Origin of the sequence: Bradyrhizobium sp. A5 (genome assembly GCF_042076515.1) — a bacterium.
Taxonomy (GTDB): Bacteria; Pseudomonadota; Alphaproteobacteria; order Rhizobiales; family Xanthobacteraceae; genus Bradyrhizobium; species Bradyrhizobium cosmicum.
The window spans coordinates 7,026,418-7,043,207 of sequence record NZ_CP148990.1; the positions used below are offsets into that span (position 1 = coordinate 7,026,418).

18 protein-coding genes and 1 tRNA gene are annotated in these 16,790 nt (G+C 64.0%); 10 read left to right on the plus strand and 9 right to left on the minus strand.

The window, feature by feature from the left end:
- Nucleotides 1-75: 75 nt before the first annotated feature.
- From WHZ77_RS33240 to panE, 3 genes are all read left to right on the plus strand, one after another.
- Entirely contained in the window at nt 76-1,425 is a 1,350-nt protein-coding gene (locus WHZ77_RS33240) for an MATE family efflux transporter (RefSeq protein WP_375311779.1), read from the plus strand.
- 103 nt (nt 1,426-1,528) lie between these two features.
- Complete coding sequence (locus WHZ77_RS33245; protein WP_375311780.1) at nt 1,529-2,137, plus strand: 2-hydroxychromene-2-carboxylate isomerase; 609 nt, start codon at nt 1,529-1,531, stop codon at nt 2,135-2,137.
- A gap of 113 nt (nt 2,138-2,250) precedes the next feature.
- Nucleotides 2,251-3,174, plus strand: coding sequence for a 2-dehydropantoate 2-reductase (gene panE / locus WHZ77_RS33250; protein ID WP_375311781.1), 924 nt, complete (start codon nt 2,251-2,253; stop codon nt 3,172-3,174).
- A gap of 189 nt (nt 3,175-3,363) precedes the next feature.
- Here panE and WHZ77_RS33255 read toward each other — a convergent pair whose 3' ends face one another.
- The 4 genes from WHZ77_RS33255 to WHZ77_RS33270 form a co-directional block, all read right to left on the minus strand.
- Nucleotides 3,364-3,957, minus strand: a complete 594-nt coding sequence (locus tag WHZ77_RS33255) for a c-type cytochrome (protein ID WP_375311782.1) — start codon at nt 3,955-3,957, stop codon at nt 3,364-3,366.
- A 189-nt stretch (nt 3,958-4,146) separates the two neighbouring features.
- Nucleotides 4,147-5,415, minus strand: a complete 1,269-nt coding sequence (locus WHZ77_RS33260) for a PQQ-dependent sugar dehydrogenase (RefSeq protein ID WP_375311783.1) — start codon at nt 5,413-5,415, stop codon at nt 4,147-4,149.
- Between the two features lie 382 nt (nt 5,416-5,797).
- A complete protein-coding gene (locus tag WHZ77_RS33265) occupies nt 5,798-6,784 on the minus strand; it encodes an NAD-dependent epimerase/dehydratase family protein (RefSeq protein WP_375311784.1) in 987 nt (328 codons plus the stop codon).
- Between the two features lie 76 nt (nt 6,785-6,860).
- Nucleotides 6,861-6,935: transfer RNA gene (locus tag WHZ77_RS33270), tRNA-Gly, on the minus strand.
- A gap of 275 nt (nt 6,936-7,210) precedes the next feature.
- Between WHZ77_RS33270 and trxA the strand changes: the two genes are divergently transcribed.
- Together trxA and WHZ77_RS33280 are read left to right on the plus strand one after the other, a co-directional pair.
- Nucleotides 7,211-8,134: a thioredoxin gene (gene trxA, locus WHZ77_RS33275; protein WP_375311785.1), complete on the plus strand. Its 924-nt coding sequence runs from the start codon at nt 7,211-7,213 to the stop codon at nt 8,132-8,134.
- Between the two features lie 99 nt (nt 8,135-8,233).
- Nucleotides 8,234-8,911, plus strand: coding sequence for an LON peptidase substrate-binding domain-containing protein (locus tag WHZ77_RS33280; RefSeq protein WP_375311786.1), 678 nt, complete (start codon nt 8,234-8,236; stop codon nt 8,909-8,911).
- A 78-nt stretch (nt 8,912-8,989) separates the two neighbouring features.
- Here the strand turns inward: WHZ77_RS33280 and WHZ77_RS33285 are convergent, their stop codons facing one another.
- The 3 genes from WHZ77_RS33285 to WHZ77_RS33295 all read right to left on the minus strand — a co-directional run bounded on the left by WHZ77_RS33285 (nt 8,990) and on the right by WHZ77_RS33295 (nt 10,454).
- Complete coding sequence (locus WHZ77_RS33285; protein WP_375311787.1) at nt 8,990-9,583, minus strand: cytochrome b/b6 domain-containing protein; 594 nt, start codon at nt 9,581-9,583, stop codon at nt 8,990-8,992.
- Nucleotides 9,584-9,621: 38 nt separating this feature from the next.
- A complete protein-coding gene (locus WHZ77_RS33290) occupies nt 9,622-9,900 on the minus strand; it encodes a PepSY domain-containing protein (protein WP_375311788.1) in 279 nt (92 codons plus the stop codon).
- Nucleotides 9,901-10,103: 203 nt separating this feature from the next.
- Nucleotides 10,104-10,454 carry a hypothetical protein gene (locus WHZ77_RS33295; protein ID WP_375311789.1) on the minus strand — a complete coding sequence of 117 codons (351 nt, stop codon included), beginning with the start codon at nt 10,452-10,454 and terminating at the stop codon, nt 10,104-10,106.
- A 91-nt stretch (nt 10,455-10,545) separates the two neighbouring features.
- On the opposite strand from WHZ77_RS33295, the gene WHZ77_RS33300 reads away from it, so the two are divergent.
- Both WHZ77_RS33300 and WHZ77_RS33305 read left to right on the plus strand, forming a co-directional pair.
- Nucleotides 10,546-11,076: a TetR/AcrR family transcriptional regulator gene (locus WHZ77_RS33300; protein WP_375311790.1), complete on the plus strand. Its 531-nt coding sequence runs from the start codon at nt 10,546-10,548 to the stop codon at nt 11,074-11,076.
- Nucleotides 11,077-11,200: 124 nt separating this feature from the next.
- Complete coding sequence (locus WHZ77_RS33305) at nt 11,201-11,398, plus strand: Trm112 family protein (protein WP_375311791.1); 198 nt, start codon at nt 11,201-11,203, stop codon at nt 11,396-11,398.
- 185 nt (nt 11,399-11,583) lie between these two features.
- On the opposite strand, the gene WHZ77_RS33310 is transcribed toward WHZ77_RS33305, so the two are convergent.
- Nucleotides 11,584-12,804, minus strand: a complete 1,221-nt coding sequence (locus WHZ77_RS33310; RefSeq protein WP_375311792.1) for a ubiquinone biosynthesis hydroxylase — start codon at nt 12,802-12,804, stop codon at nt 11,584-11,586.
- Nucleotides 12,805-13,019: 215 nt separating this feature from the next.
- Between WHZ77_RS33310 and tesB the strand changes: the two genes are divergently transcribed.
- A complete protein-coding gene (gene tesB, locus WHZ77_RS33315) occupies nt 13,020-13,883 on the plus strand; it encodes an acyl-CoA thioesterase II (RefSeq protein ID WP_375311793.1) in 864 nt (287 codons plus the stop codon).
- 3 nt (nt 13,884-13,886) lie between these two features.
- Here tesB and WHZ77_RS33320 read toward each other — a convergent pair whose 3' ends face one another.
- The gene (locus tag WHZ77_RS33320; protein ID WP_375311794.1) at nt 13,887-14,762 is read right to left on the minus strand and encodes a DUF4339 domain-containing protein; all 876 of its coding nucleotides are present in this window, start codon (nt 14,760-14,762) and stop codon (nt 13,887-13,889) included.
- Nucleotides 14,763-15,000: 238 nt separating this feature from the next.
- Between WHZ77_RS33320 and WHZ77_RS33325 the strand changes: the two genes are divergently transcribed.
- Both WHZ77_RS33325 and WHZ77_RS33330 read left to right on the plus strand, forming a co-directional pair.
- Nucleotides 15,001-15,339, plus strand: coding sequence for a P-II family nitrogen regulator (locus tag WHZ77_RS33325; RefSeq protein WP_027535359.1), 339 nt, complete (start codon nt 15,001-15,003; stop codon nt 15,337-15,339).
- Between the two features lie 134 nt (nt 15,340-15,473).
- Entirely contained in the window at nt 15,474-16,775 is a 1,302-nt protein-coding gene (locus WHZ77_RS33330; protein WP_375311795.1) for an ammonium transporter, read from the plus strand.
- Nucleotides 16,776-16,790 lie beyond the last annotated feature (15 nt).

Genomic DNA, 16,790 nt, shown 5'->3' on the forward strand with positions numbered 1-16,790 from the left:
TCACACAACCCCATCGACGGCCGAGCCGCGCATCGCGCGGCAACGGCTTCGCGCGCCCTGTTGAAAGGCCAAACCATGCCCGCCGCAAAGCCGCTTTGGAAAACGTTCCTCCGCTTCCTCGTACCGCTCATGCTGAGCAACGCGCTGCAATCGCTGTTCGGCACGGTCAGCAACGTCTATCTCGGGCAGATGATCGGCGTCGATGCACTCGCAGCCGTGTCGGTCTTCTTCCCGGTGATGTTCTTCCTGTTCGCGTTCGTCATGGGCCTGAGCACCGGCGCCGCCGTGCTGATCGGGCAGGCCTTTGGCGCGGGCGAACACGGCAGGATCAGAGGCGTCGTCGGTACGACGCTCGCGGTCGGCATGCTGCTGTCGATCTCGATCGCACTGGTCGGCGGGATCTTCAGCCGGCAGTTGATGATCATGCTTGCCACGCCCGCGGACATTCTCGATCAGGCCAGCGCCTATGCGCGCATCATGCTGTTGACGATGCCACTCGGCTTCGTCTTCCTGCTGATGACGGCGATGATCCGCGGTGTCGGCGATGCACTGACGCCGCTGCTGGCGCTGGCGTTGTCGACCGCGATTGGTCTGATCCTGACGCCGATGCTGATCAGGGGATCGTTCGGAATGCCTACCGCCGGCATCACCAGCCCGGCCTGGGCGGCTGCGATCTCCAATGCGCTGACGCTGATCGTGCTGGCCATCTATCTGCGGCGGACAAGACATGCGCTCGCACCTGATGCAGCATTGCTGCGACATCTGCGGCTCGATCGCGCCATGCTCGGAAAAATCCTCGGCATTGGCCTGCCGAGCGCGATCGGCATGGTGGCGATGGCGATCGCCGAGCTGGTCCTGCTCGGTCTCGTCAACGGCTTTGGCTCCAACGCCACCGCCGCTTATGGCGCCGTCAACCAGGTGATGGGCTACACGCAGTTCACGGCGATGTCGATTTCGATCGCGGTCTCGATCCTCGGTGCGCAGGCGGTCGGCGGCGGGGACAGGGCACGACTCGACGGCATCGTCCGCACCGGCCTCGCATTAAACCTCGTGTTGACCGGCGGGCTGGTCGCGCTGATCTACCTGGCGCCGCGCGCGGTGCTCGGCCTCTTCATCACCGACGGCGCCGTGCTCGATCTGGCGAAGGGGTTGCTCTTCATCGCCCTGTGGAGCTCGGTGCCGTTCGGCATGGCGACGGTGTTTTCCGGCGCGATGCGGGCCGCGGGCGTGGCGCTGACGCCGATGCTGCTGGCCATCTTCGCGATTCTCGCGATCGAGCTGCCATCCGCGGTGATCCTGAGCCGCACCATCGGCCTTGAGGGAGTGTGGGCGGCCTATCCCATCGTGTTCTGCGCCATGTTCGTTTTGCAGATGGGCTATTACCTCCTGGTGTGGCGCAGGCGGGCGATCCGGCGCCTGATCTGATCATCAAGATATTATGACCATCATTAAACGGTGGACCTGTGGCGTACCCTGCGCCACAATGCGTGAAAGGCCAGATTAAAAAGCCAGGTCAGGGAGAACGATTTTGACCCGCACAGCCCCCCAATTCCTGTTCGATTTCGGCAGCCCGAACGCCTATCTCAGCCATCTCGCGATTCCGGCGATCGAGCAGCGCATCGGCGTCAAATTCGAATACGTGCCGATCCTGCTCGGCGGCATATTCAAGTCGACCAACAACAAGTCGCCGGCCGAGACGCTGGCCGGCATCAAGAACAAGCGCGAATTCCAGATGGTCGAGACCGAGCGCTTCATCAAGCGCTTCAAGGTCAAGCCTTACGTCATGAATCCCTTTTTCCCGGTCAACACGCTGAACCTGATGCGCACCGCGATCGCGGCGCAGGCCGAGGGCGTGTTCGAGAAATATGTCGAGGCCGCCTTCCACCACATGTGGCGCGAGCCAAAGAAGATGGACGACCCTGAAGTCGCCGCGAAAGCACTGGCCTCCTCCGGCCTCGATGCCCAAAAATTGTTCGCCCGGGCCCAGGAGCCGGACGTGAAGGGCAAGCTGATCAAGAACACCGAGGAGGCGGTCGCCCGCGGCGCGTTCGGTTCGCCCACCTTCTTCGTCGGCAACGAGATGTTCTTCGGCAAGGAGCAGCTGCGCGAGGTCGAGGAGATGGTGCTGGGCGCATAGCCCCCTCATTCTCCGGCGACAGAATGTGATCGTGGCAACATTCCGGATTGCTTCGCTTCGCGCGCCAGGGCGACTATAGATGGGCCGCCAACAGCAACAATAAGGACAATCCCATGCGTATCCTCGTGGTCGGCGCCGGCGCCATTGGCGGCTATTTTGGTGGCAGGCTGTTGCAGGCCGGCCGCGACGTCACCTTCCTGGTCCGCCCCAGGCGCGCCAGTGAGCTGGCGAGCGCAGGCCTCGTCATCAAGAGCCCGAATGGCGACGTGACGCTGAAGAATCCTCCGACGGTGCAAGCCGACAAGCTCGCGGAAAAATTCGACGTCGTGCTGCTGAGCTGCAAGGCGTTCGACCTCGACGACGCCATCAAGTCGTTTGCGCCGGCGGTCGGGCCGAATACGGCCATCATCCCCATGCTCAACGGCATGAAGCATCTCGACACGCTGGATGCCAGGTTCGGCAAGGAGCGCGTGCTCGGCGGCCTCTGCGCCATCGCCGCGACGCTGAACGAGCAGCGCGAGGTGGTGCAGCTCCAGCCGATGCAGTCGCTGAATTTCGGCGAGCGCGACGGACAATTGTCGGACCGGGTCAAGGCGATCGACGAGGCCTTCAAGAGTGGCATCAAGGGCGCCGCCGCCAGCCAGAACATCATGCAGGACATGTGGGAGAAGTGGGTGTTCCTCTCCTCACTCGCCGCGAGCACCAGCCTGATGCGCACCTCGGTCGGCAACATCCTCGCCGCTCCCGGCGGTAGGGACTTCCTGCTCGGCATGCTCGATGAGACAAGCGCGATTGCCACCGCATCAGGCTATGCGCCGGGCGGACCGTTCTTCGAGCGCGTGAAGGGCAACCTCACCACCGAAGGCTCGCCAATGACGGCCTCGATGTTCCGCGACATCAAGGCCGGCCTTCCGGTCGAAGCCGACCACGTCATCGGCGACCTCATCGCGCGCGCCGACGCCGCCAAGGTGCCGGTGCCGAAGCTGCGCATCGCGTACACGCATTTGAAGGCGTATGAGAAGCAGCGGGCGGGGTAGGGCCCGCCACACTCCGCTGTCGTCCCGGACAGCGCAGCGCAGATCCGGGATCCATAACCACAGGGAGTGGTTATGGAGCGAGGTGGTCACTCCAAGTCTTCGCCAAATTCGATCTACTGGCTATGGGTCCCGGGTTCGCGCTACGCGCGCCCCGGGACGACGTGCTGTGTTTGCGGCAACAGCTTCGCGCTATTTGTAATGCGCCAGATAATGCGCGACCGCGGTGATCTCTTCCTCACTCATCGCGTAGGCGACGTCCGCCATCGCGGCGACGCCGCCGCCGATGCGCTGGCCGGCCTTGTAGTCGTGCAGCGCTTTCACGAGATATTCCTCGCGCTGGCCGGCGATGCGCGCCACCGCCTTGGTGCCGGCGAAACTATCGGTGTGGCATGAGGCGCAGCGGCGGCCGACCGCGACCTGCGCGCCCTTCTTCGACAGATCGGAGTCCTTGTCCTCCGGACCTTTCGGCGGCGTCAGCGACGAAAAATAGGCGCCGAGATTGCGGATGTCCTCGTTGCTGATCTCCTCGGCGATCGGCTGCATCTGCTCGTTCTTGCGCGAGCCGGCGCGGAAGAACACGAGCTGCCATTGCAGGAATTGATCGGGCTGGCCAGCGAGCGAGGGGATATTCTCGGTCTGCGAGATGCCGTTCTCACCATGGCAGCCGGCGCAGACTTCCGCCTTGGCCTTGCCGGCGGCGATGTCGGCGGCGCTGGCGGGGAGGAATCCTAGCGCGAGGAGCGCAGCCGCGACCATTGCGTGCGAGATGAACTGCCGGCACATGATGGGAATTCCGATCCGTCGAACTCGTCATTCCGGGGCGCGCTACTTGGTGCGAGCCCGGAATCCATAACCACGAGCCGGGTTATGGGTTCCGGACTCGCGCTGGCGCGCGATCCGGAACGACGGCAGGAGATGCTAAATGAAAGAGGCTGCGGCCGACACCGGTCGCAGCCTCCATGTCACGTCGCGCTACTTCTTGCTGTAGCTTATGCGATAGATCGCGCCGGCCCAGTCGTCGGCGACGAGGATCGAGCCATCCTTGGCGAGGATGATATCGCTGGGACGGCCGAGATAGCCCTGGTCGCCCTCGAGCCAGCCGGAGGCGAACACCTCCTGCTTGGCGTTCTTGCCGTCGGGCCCGACGATCACCCGCATGATGCGCGCGCCCTGGTATTTGTGACGATTCCAGGAGCCGTGCTCGGCGATCAGGATGTTGTTCTTGTACTCGGCGGGGAACTGGTCGCCGGTATAGAACTTCATGCCGAGCGGAGCGACGTGCGCGCCGAGGTTCAGCACGGGCGGCGTGAACTCGGAGCATTTGTGGCCCATGGCGAACTTCGGATCGGGAAGGTCGCCCTGGTGGCAATAGGGATAGCCGAAATGCTCGCCCATTTTCGAGATCATGTTCAGCTTGTCTGAGGGCAAATCGTCGCTGACCCAGTCGCGCGCGTTCTCAGTGAACCAGTACTTGCCGGTTCGCGGATCGACATCGCCGCCGACCGAGTTGCGAACGCCAAGCGCATAGACCTCGGCATTGCCAGTCTTGGGATCGACGCGCCGGATCTGCGACACGCTGGTGGGCGGGACGCCGATGTTGAAGGGCGGTCCAAACGGAATGTAGAACCAGCCTTCCTTGTCGACCGCGATGTACTTCCAGCCATGCGCGGCATAGGACGGCATGTCGTCATAGACGACCTTGCCCTCGCCGAGCTTGTCCAGATTGGCTTCGGCGTTGTCGTAGCGGATCAGCTTGTCGACGGCGATGACGTAGAGCGCGCCGTCCTTGAAGGCGAGACCGGTGGGCATGTTCAGCCCCTTGAGGACGGTCTTGACCTCCTTCTTTCCGTTGTTGTCCTTGATGGCATAGACGTTGCCGAGGCCGAACGAACCGACGAACAGCGTGCCCTTGTCACCCCAGGCCATCTGCCGCGCCGCGAGAACGCCGGGCGCATAGACTTCGATCTTGAAGCCGGCCGGCAGCTTGATCTTCTTCATCATCGCCGCGAGCTCGGCCTCCGACGCGCCGGTCGGCGGTCCCGACGGCGGCGCGAGGCCCTTCTGCGCCTCGGTCTCGTCGCCAAGGAACCAGTCATCCGGCGGATGGGTCCAGAACTCCTTGGTGCCGGATTCGTATTTCTTCAGCGGTTTGCTTTTGTCCTGCGCGTTGACCGCACTGGTTCCCGCAAGAAGGGCAACCGCCGCAAGCGCCAACACGGATCGATGGAACATCGATGTCATCGCGTTACTCCCCTAAGGCAGCCGTCAGGGCTGCAAATTATTTTGTTATGGCTCGTCGAGAGGCGAAGTCTGGGGTCTGCCCGTGAGGCAGACGCAAAAAGGTTAGCACATCTGCGGGCGGTGAGAAGCGCGCCGCGTTCGCCGCGTTTGCACTCGATAGAAGTTGAGACGGATTTTCTCTCGTCGCGAGACCGGCGACGACAATGATCTCGCTGCAACGCGGAATCGAACGAGTGCGCGGCTGGTTTGCAGGCAGCAATGGGAGGCGTCGCGCAAGAAACGCGAAAACAACCCCATGCACAGTAGAACGGGTCAGGCGGCGTGGCGCCCGGTGAACCCGGCTAGACATCTGACGTGTCGAGCAAAACCACGATTGCGGCGCTTACGAGACGATGGGGTAGGGCCCGTCGTCAAATACGGCGTCATGATAGCCTTTCGATCCGACCTCGCGCGCCAGTGCACTGCGAAAATCGCGGCCCTCGCGAAGGCAGTTCAGCACATGCGCGAAGTCGAATTCGGGCCGCCAGCCGAGCTCGCGCCGCGCGCGCGCATTGACATAGACGCGGTCGATCTCGGGAAAGAGCCGCCAGCCACGCGCGGCATAGAGTTGCGCGCAATCCGGATAGAGCTCGCGCACGACGCCGGCAGCGTCCCGCGCCAGCGCCGCGAGATGGCGTTGTTCGAACGGGCTCGTCGCCGAGACGATGTAGCGGCCGAAACCGATCTTCGGCGCGCGTTCAGCGGCGAGCAGATGGGCGCTCACCGCGTCCGCTATATCCAGCCGGCGATAGAGCAGCTCGTTGGCCTGCGCGTTCTCCAGCGGGTAGGCCGACCGCATCGCGGGATCGTCATCGTCCTCCGGAAAGAAGCGCGAGGTCCGCAAGACCACGACCGGCAGCCCACGCTCGCGGAAGAACAGCTCGCAGAGATTTTCGGCCATCAGCTTGGTCGTGCCGTAGATGTTCTTCGGCACCGGCGGCAGGTCCTCGGTGACCCACACCGCTGCCTGTCCAGCCTCCGGCCTGAGCTGCGAGCCGAACGCGCTGGTGGTGCTGGTGAAGACGAAGCTGCGCACGCCTGCGGCGACGGCCGCCTCGAGCAGATTGAGCGTGCCGGTGACGTTGGTGTCGATGAAATCCTGCTTGCTGTGGGTCGCGACATGCGGCTTGTGCAGCGTCGCGGTGTGGATCACGGCAGTGACGCCGTCCATCTGCTCCCGCACGAAATCGGGGTCGACGACCGAGTCGACAGCATCGGTGAAGGGCGATGGCTTCAGATCGATCCCGCGCACAGGTGATCCGCGCCCGCGGAGCATCCGGACAATCGCCTCGCCGAGGTGTCCCGCGCTGCCGGTGACCAGAATTGTCATGTCGGACCCAATTCAGCCGCCAGCGGCGTGGGAAACCACGACCTGACCGGGCTTGGCTGGATGCTCTGGGAAAAATTGGAGCGGGCGAAGGGGCTCGAACCCTCGACCCCGACCTTGGCAAGGTCGTGCTCTACCACTGAGCTACACCCGCATCCTGTGTCGGTCGCATGACTGCGCCGACAACGGCTGTCGTATGCCAAAAGCGGACGCCGAATGCAACAGCTACCGGCGGCATAGATTCGCATCTTCCGGCCTATATGGACCCCAAAACCGGCCCAATCGGCCAAAAATGCCGCGGAGCCCCCCGAATCAGCGCCCATGGATTGAAATTCGGCCGGCCCGGCCCAATTTTAGGCTGACAGCAACGCATATGAATTGGCGACGTGCTAAAGAGCCGCCATTCCAGACATGAGACGAGGGGATCCCGTGACGATCATCGACCAGGGTAACGGAGCGCCGGGCCCGGCTGCGGCCGATCTGATCAAGGACACCACCACCCAGACCTTCGTGAAGGACGTCATCGAGGAATCGAAGCGCCAGCCGGTGCTGATCGACTTCTGGGCGGAGTGGTGCGGCCCCTGCAAGCAGCTCACCCCGATCCTCGAAAAGGTGGTCAAGGCGGCGAAGGGCAAGGTCAAGCTGGTCAAGATGAACATCGACCAGCACCCGGCGATCCCGGGCCAGATGGGCATCCAGTCGATCCCGGCCGTGATCGCCTTCGTCAACGGCCAGCCGGCCGACGGTTTCATGGGCGCGGTGCCGGAGAGCCAGCTCAACGCCTTCATCGAGAAGCTGACCAAGGGCGTCACCGCGCCGGGCGAGGTCAACATCGCCGAGATCGTGCAGGAAGCGGATGCCGTGCTCGCCGAGGGCGATGCCGCCGCGGCCGCACAGATCTACGCCGAAGCGCTGCAGCACGACGCGACCAACATCGCGGCGCTTGCGGGCCTTGCGAAATGCTACACCCTCTCCGGCGCGATCGAGCAGGCCAAGCAGACGCTGGCAATGGTGCCGGAATCCAAGCGCAACGATCCCGCCGTGAAAGCCGTGCAGACCGCGATCGATCTTGCCGAGCAGGCGGAGCAGCTTGGGCCGGTGGCCGAGCTGGAACAGAAAGTCGCCGCAAACCCGCTCGATCATCAGGCCCGATTCGACCTTGCGACCGCGCTGAACGCGCAAGGCAACCGGGCGGCGGCCACCGAGCAGCTGCTCGCGATCATCAAGCGCGACCGCAAATGGAACGACGACGGCGCCCGCAAGCAGCTCGTGCAGTTCTTCGAGGCCTGGGGCGGCACGGATGATGCAACGGTCGAGGGACGCAAGCGCTTGTCGATTATCCTGTTTTCATAAGGCGTCTGCTGGAGCACGATCTTTCGGGAAACCGCTGCGGAGTTTCCCGTATCTCGCTATAGCAGGGGCTGATCACGTCAACCGGGGACCGCGCACCAGATGCCGATCAACATCGAATATCGCGGGCCCGCCGACCTTCCGGAGATCATTCCGGTGTTTCCGCTGCCGGGCGCGCTGCTGCTGCCGCGGGGCCAGATGCCGCTCAACATCTTCGAGCCGCGCTACCTTTCGATGGTCGACGATTGCTTCCGCGACGGCCATCGGCTGATCGGCATGATCCAGCCCGACGCGGCGCATTCGCCGAAGAACTCCGACAAGCCGGCACTGTTCCGCGTCGGCTGCGTCGGTCGCATCACCCAGCTGGCCGAATCCGGCGATGGCCGCTACATCCTCGAGCTGACAGGCGTCTCGCGCTTCAGGGTGGTCGAGGAGCTCGAGGTGCTGACCGCCTACCGGCAGTGCAAGGTGGATTTCTTCACCTTCGTCGACGATTTCATTGCGCGCAAAGGCGAGGACGAGGTTGATCGCGAGGCGTTGCTGACGGTACTGGCGGACTTCCTGAAAGCCAACAATCTCAAGGTCGACTGGGAGGGCGTCGAGAGCGCGCCCAACGAGGCGCTCGTCAACGCGCTGGCGATGATGTCGCCCTATGGTCCCGCGGAGAAGCAGGCCATGCTGGAGGCGATGGATCTGAAGACCCGCGCCGAGATTTTGATCGCGGTGACCGAGATGGACCTCGCCAAGAAGCGCACCAGCGGCGACCCGCCCTTGCAATGAGGGTGCCCGTCGTCATTTCACAAACGTCGTCATGGCCGGGCTGTCCGGCCATGACGGCAAGAGTATCGCCTCAAAAGACTACAAATGACCGCGGATGCGCTTGCGGCCGGTGAACATGGCCCGGATCAAGTTCTCGCGCTGGAGCAGCCCCATCAGCACGACGCCGACGACGTGCAGTACCACCAGCACCATGACGGCATCCGATGCATAGGCGTGCGTGTCCTCGATCCACCATACGCCGAAGAAGGTGACGGTCACCGACATCGCACCAGTGATCGCCGACACCGCGAGCGACAGCAGCAGCGCCACCAGCATCAAGGTGCCGGCGGGATTGAGTCCGATATAGCGGCCGGTCATGCCGCGGCGCAGATTCCAGAGGTAACTCGGCGCGGCACGAAGCCTGACGCCGACCATGCGGAAGCGCGAATAGCGGCTTCCCCAGACGCCCCAGACCAAGCGGAAGGCCAGAAGCGCGAGCACGGTATAGCCGACGATGCGATGAAGGCTGTCATGAACCGTAGGCGTGAACCACGCGGCCAGAACGCTGGCGGCGAGAGCCCAGTGCCAGAGGCGCAGAGGGAGGTCCCAGACCGTGACTGTCCGCGAAGCGGTTCGATCCGCGGGGGTCCCGTCGGACACCCCGCGTGCTTCTGGCGCCGCTTCGTCGATCAAGCGAGGACCACCCTCAATTCCTGCTGACTTGGCAAAAGTTACTTGGCGATCGTGTGCTTCAGGCTGAGATCTTCGGGGCTGTAGAACAGCTCGTAGAGCTTGCCTTCCTTGACGCCGTAGACCTCATAGCACGAGCCTTCGATCTTAGAGCGTCGCACTTCGTAACCCAGTGCCTTGGCCTTGGCTTCGGCTTCGCTGGCCGGCTTCCACGACGCCTTGTCGAGCTTGGTGCAGTCCTTGAAACCATCGGCCATGGCCGCCGATCCCGCGCCCATTCCGATCGTCAGTGCAATGGCAACACAACGAATGACCTTCACGAACTTTCCTCCTCTGTCCTGTGCGCTGCGCGGAGCCGCGAAGCGAGACCGAAGGAAGCAAACGAAATGATGAAGTCAATCCGCTACGCGCGTGCGAAGCTTTAGAGTTATTCTAACGATCCGAAAAAGATCAGCGCTGTCCGAATGCAGCGCGCATTTGACGGCCGGCTGCGGCCTTACGCCTCACGGTTTGCCACGGCGTGCTAATAGCCGGCAACCGCCAGCGCGACGACGGCGCTGAGCGCCATCCAGCCGAAGTGCCGGCCGCGCGTCGCCCAGGCGTTGGCGCAGGCTGACAAGCCGAACACACTGGCCATGGTGATGACGATCCAGTGGCGCGCAGGTGCCGAGTCCATCCAGGGCGCCGCGATCAAGAGCACGCCACCGCCGATCCAGGCGACGGTCGAGGCCTGCCAGACCAGACGGATCAGGATGCGAAGCCGTTCCGGTTCGATGCGGGCACGGGGGAAGACCTTGGTCTCGCCGAGGACGCCATGGATCAGGGCCACGGCAATGGCCGCAACGCCGGCACATTGGAGCAAGAGATCGCGCATCGACGCCTCCATACAGTTATGTATGGAGTATTAAGCGCTGGCAAGCCGCCTGTCAATACACTAGTGTATGGCTGAATTTCCGGAACCCGCCATGACCGAGCAACTCTCCACCGACGACTGGATCAAGCAAGGCCTGAAGACGCTCGCCAGGAGCGGCTTCACGGCGCTGAAGGCCGATCCGCTCGCAAAGGCTATGGGGGTTTCGCGTGGCAGCTTCTATTGGCACTTCGCCGATCTCGGCGCGTTCCACGCCGCCATCCTGAAGCGCTGGCGCGAGATCGCGGCCGAGCAGATCATCGCCGATGTCGAGGCCGGCGGCGGCGAACCGCTGATGGCGCTGCTGCGGCGAAGCTTTGGCGCGCGGCTCGATCTCGAGCGCGCGGTGCGCAACTGGGCGGCGTTCGATGCGTCCGCGCTGGTCGCGGTCCGCGCGATCGACCGCCGCAGGATCGACTATATCGAGGCGTTGCTCGCGATGCGGGGACTCGCGCCGGCGATGGCGCAGGCGCGGGCGCAGATCCTGTACTGGACTTTCCTCGGCTTTGCCCTGTCGGGCGCGCCGGTGCCGGCCGTACGGCTGCAGCGCCTGCTCGACGAGATCCTGCGGATGGTGTCCGCCTAAGGTTCCTATTTTGACGCGTTTTCTTCACGCGAACCGGTACCCACTTCGCTCGAAGACGCTGTGGCGGGCCCGATGGGCGGACGCGATTTTCTATGCTAGAGGCAGGTGATTGCCGGAGACAAAAATGAACACGCCCACTGAACGCCCCGAGAACAGCGTCGATCCCAAACTGCTGGAGATTCTGGTCTGCCCGCTGACCAAGGGTCCGCTGGAATTCGATTCCGCGCGGCAGGAGCTGATCTCGCGCAGCGCCAAGCTCGCCTACCCGATCCGCGATGGCATCCCGATCATGCTGCCGGAAGAGGCGCGGAAGATCGATTGAGGATTAGGGTGGCGCACGATGACCGCGCCTCACACTCACTGTCGTCCTCGCGAACGCGGGGACCCATAACCACGGGGAGACTTGTGGCGCGAGCTGGTCACTCCGAGTCTTCGCCAAACTCTTGCTGCGGCGTATGGGTCCCGGATCTGCGCTTCGCTTGTCCGGGACGACAGCGGAATTTGCGGCTACAACGCCTCGCCCTTCAACAACCGCGGCACCTCGCCGGTCAGTCCGGCGGCCTGGCGGATGAAGAGATTCTTCAGCGGCGGGGCGCGGTCGACGAGGCCGAGGCCGATGTCGCGGACGGTGCGCAGCAGCGTCGACTGGTTGGAGAACAGGAAGTTCAGCGAGTTGGTGGCAACGCCCATCGCCATCGTGTCGAAACGGCGCCAGCGCTGATAGCGCTCGAGCACATCGGCTGCGCCCAGATCCATGCCGAGCCGCGCGGCATCGACGACGACTTCGGCCAGTGCGGCGACGTCCTTTAGCCCCATGTTGAGACCCTGGCCCGCGATCGGGTGGATGACATGCGCGGCATCGCCGACCAGCGCGAGGCGCTCGGCAATGAAGGAGCGCGCGACGAAATAGGACAGCGGAAACGCGCGCGGCTTGTCGAGCGCCTTCACCTCGCCGAGATGCAGACCGAAGCGCTGCTCCAGCTCACCGTGAAACTCCTCGTCGCTCAACGCAATGATGCGCGCGGCCTCAGCTCGGCGCTCGGTCCACACCAGCGAGGAGCGTTTGCCCATGAGCGGCAGGATCGCGAACGGTCCCGCGGGCAGAAAATGTTCTTCAGCGCGGCCTTCATGGTCGCGCTCGTGGCTGACGGTGACGACGATGCCGGACTGATCATACTCCCAGCCATGGGTGGCGATGCCGGCGCGCTCGCGCAGCTTCGACCGCGCGCCGTCGGCGGCGACCAGCAGGCTCGCCGCGATGACGCTGCCGTCGCCGAGCGTCACGTCGATGCCATCGGAACGCGCGTCGTAGGACAACACAATGGTGGCGCGAAGATCGATGCCCTCGGCCTCGGCGCGGGCCACCAGCGCGTCGATCAGACGGCGGTTCTCGACCATATGCGCAAAGGACTCGCCCGGCGCGACATCGCCGGCGAAGTTCAGGAACACCGGACGGGTGGCGTCTTCCAGCTTGGAATCGGTGACGACCATGTCGAGGATCGGCTGCGCCTCGCTCCTGACGTCGTCCCAGACGCCGATCGCCTCGAACAGGCGGCGGCAGGCGGCCACGATCGCGGTGGCGCGCGGGTCGCGGCTCGGCCTCGTGGCGAACGCAGGATCAGCGACGATGACGGGAATCTCGGGGCCGAGCCCCTGACGCAACGCCAGCGCCAGCGCCAGGCCCGCAAACGCGCCGCCGCCAATGACAATGCTACCCTGTACCGACATACCCAATCCCTGGCTCACTCTTGGTCTTGCTAGCAGACTTGAGGTGGGCGAAACAGTGCAGTGAAACAAGGGCGGAACTCGCCCACCATGTCATTCCGGGGCGCGACCAGGTCGCGAGCCCGAAATCCATAACCACAGGCCGGGGTTATGGATTCCGGGCATGCGCCGTTCCGGCGCATCCCGGAATGACGACCAGAGAAATCCGGAGCTGTGTCATGTCCAAGAGCCTGATCGACCTGATCTCGATCCTCGACCTCGAACAGCTCGAGGTGAATCTGTTCCGCGGCAACAGCCCGAAGACGAGCTGGCAGCGGGTGTTCGGCGGCCAGGTGATCGGGCAGGCGATGGTGGCGGCCTGCCGCACCGTCGAGGGCCGGCTGCCGCATTCGCTGCATTGCTATTTCATCCTGCCGGGCGATCCGCAGATCCCGATCATTTACCAGGTCGAGCGCCTGCGCGACGGCAAGAGCTATTCGACCCGCCGGGTCACCGCGATCCAGCACGGCAACGCGATCTTCTCGATCATGGTGTCGTTCCACACCGATGAGGAGAGCGCGTTCGATCATCAGGACAAGATGCCCGAGGTGCCGCCGCCGGAAAAGCTCACGGCGGAGGAGGTGGCGAAGCAGCCGATGTTCAAGGAGATGCCGGAGTTCATCCGCCGCTACTACGAGTCGGATCGTCCGATCGAGTTGCGCCCGGTCGAGCTCAGCCGTTATTTCGGCGAGAAGATCGACGACGGCCGCATTCACGTCTGGATCAGGACCGCGGCGAAGCTGCCCGACGATCCGGCGCTGCACATGTGCGCGCTGGCCTATGCCTCGGACTTTTCGCTGCTGGACGCGATCATGGCGCGCTACGGTCGCACCCTGTTCGACAAGCGCATGATGCCCGCGAGCCTCGACCATGCGATGTGGTTTCACCGCCCGTTCCGCGCCGACGAATGGTTGCTCTACGCGCAGGATTCACCGAGCGCGCAGAGCGGCCGCGGCCTGACCCGCGGTTCGATCTTCAAGCCCGACGGTACGCTGGTGGCGTCCGTCGCGCAGGAAGGTTCCGTGCGCGAACGGAGGGGCTGATCGTCAGAGCGATCCGCGCGGTGCAAGCCCGAATTGCGACACGTACCAGCGGCCGTACCACCGCAGCATCCACGGAATCGGGATGATCAAGCTACAGGCCAGCGAGAACACCACCGTACGCCACAGGACCTGCCAGCCGCTGCCGGTGAACACGATCTCGCGCCGCGTACCCTCGGTATTGCGGCAGATCCAACGCATCCAGAACACCAGCACCCAGGCCCAGCCGATGATGGTGATGGTCGAGATGAGCATCAGAAGATACCAGCCGACATAACCGATCGCGCTGCCCTGGAACGAGATCGGCAGACGCTCGCCGTTCGAGGTGAGATTGGCTACGATCCAGCGGAGGATCACCCAGGCGAAGAAGGCATTGGCGATCGTCGCGAGAAGGGGCGCGTACGAAATGCCGGTGGCGCCGGCATAAGTCAGCAGCGCGTTGCCCATCAAGGCCCACCAGATATCCATCGGCTCGCCGGCAAAACCAAAATTCGGGCGGCCCGGCACCTGGATGTGCGACGTTATGTATTTGTAGAACCAGACGGTGACCCATGGTGCGGGGATCACCAGCAACATGCCGATGATGAACACGATGCTGCGGCCGAGAAGACCGAAGGCGCTGAAATCAGCCGACAGCGATCCATCGCCGCCGCCCGCATGACCACCGCCGCCCATCGTCGGCGGACCGCCAGCCGGGACCATCGGGGGCGCACCGCCGCCGATCAGGCCGGGGATTTCGGCTGCCTTCTGCCAGCCGGCCATGCCCTCGGACCACACCAGCGTATCCGGACGCACAATCCCTTGCGCGACCAGGTCGCGGAATTGCCCTTCCGGATAGGGCCCCTGCTGCTTGCCCTCGGATGCGTAGAACCAACTCGCCATGAAGCGTCCCCCTCGAACATACTTTTGTACCGGCCGGGACGTTTGGGTTCACCGCATCCATGCCAAAAATGCATTGTGGAGGATGAACGGATGCCCTGTACAGAGGCGGCCGTTCACACGCGCAAACGTTTTTCCGCTTCAATCTGCAAGTTTTTTATGCCATGTGCCCGGAAAGATGCCAGATTGACGCTGCGCCGGGGACATACGGCGCGGCGCATCCCGGGGAACAGGCCTGACCATGAAACTCGTCGTCGCGATCATCAAACCCTTCAAGCTGGATGAAGTCCGCCAGGCCCTGACAGCGATCGGCGTCCACGGCATGACCGTGACCGAGGTGAAGGGCTATGGCCGCCAGAAGGGTCACACCGAGATTTATCGCGGCGCCGAATATGTCGTGAACTTCCTGCCAAAGCTGCGGATCGAGATCGCGGTTGCCTCCGACATCGCCGACAAGGCCGTCGGCGTGATCACCGCTTCCGCGCGCACCGGGCAGATCGGCGACGGCAAGATCTTCGTCACGCCGATCGACCACGCGCTGCGCATCCGCACCGGCGAGACCGACAGCGACGCGCTTTAGCTTTTGTTTTGACGCGTTTTCCTTACGCGAACCGGCATCCGCTTCGCTCGAAAACGCTCTGATATTTCTTCTTCGATCGCACCGGGCAACGACGCCACAGCGTGCGACGCAATCACGATGCTGGGGGAAACGACATGGCGGGATTGTTGCGCCGCGCAGCCTTTGTGGCTGCGCCGGCCGGATTGATGTCGATCGTCGCCGCGCCCGCGCAGGCAGCAGGCCCCGAGATCAACACCGCCGACACCGCCTGGATGATCGTCGCCACCGCGCTCGTGCTGATGATGACGATCCCGGGGCTCGCGCTGTTCTATTCCGGCATGGTGCGCAAGAAGAACGTGCTTGCGACCATGGCGCAGAGCCTTGCCGCCGTGACGATGATCTCCATTCTCTGGGTCGCGTTCGGCTATTCGCTGTGCTTCGTCGGCGACGGCCCCTGGATCGGCACGCTCGACCGCTGGTTTCTCGCCGGCATGACGATGGACAGTGTCAACCCGGCGGCGAAGACCATCCCGGAAGCGCTGTTCATGCTGTACCAGATGACGTTCGCCATCATCACGGTGGCGCTGGTGGCAGGTTCGGTCGCCGACCGGATGCGGTTCTCCGCCTATCTCCTGTTCTCGGTCGCCTGGTTCATCTTCGTCTATATTCCGCTGGCGCACTGGGTGTGGGGCGGCGGCTTCTTGGCCAGCATGGGCGTGCTGGATTTTGCCGGCGGCCTCGTCGTGCATCTGTCGGCGGGCACCGGCGGCCTCGTCGCCGCCAAGGTGATGGGGCGCCGTCACGGTTACGGTACCGAAAATCTCTCGCCGTTCGACCTCTCGCTTGCCGTGATGGGCACCGGCCTGTTGTGGGTCGGTTGGTTCGGCTTCAACGGCGGCTCGGCCGGCGCCGCCAATTCGCGCGCCGTGCTGGCGATCATCGCGACGCATCTTGCGGCCTGCTCCGGCGCGCTGACCTGGGCTGCGATCGAATGGTCGACCCGGCGCAAGCCGTCGGTGCTCGGCATGATCTCCGGCGCGGTGGCGGGCCTCGGCACCATCACGCCCGCCTCGGGCTTCGTCGCGCCGTGGCACGGCATCGTCATCGGCATCATCGCCGGGGCGGTTTGCTACTGGGCCTGCACCTGGCTGAAGCACCGCTTCGACTATGACGATTCACTCGACGTGTTCGGCGTTCACGGCATCGGTGGCCTGACCGGCACGCTGCTGGCCGGCGTGTTCGCGACCTCCGCGATCGGCGGCACCGCCGGCCTGCTCGAGGGCCATCCGCAGCAGCTCCTGATCCAGCTCTACGGCGTCGCCGTCACCTTCGTCTGGTCGGCCGGCGTGAGCTTCGTCCTGCTCAAGCTGGTCGCGTTGTTCGTACCGCTGCGCGTCTCGCGCGAGCACGAGCTCGAGGGGCTCGATATCTCGCAGCATGGCGAGGCGCTTCAGTAATAGGGGCTTGCGCAG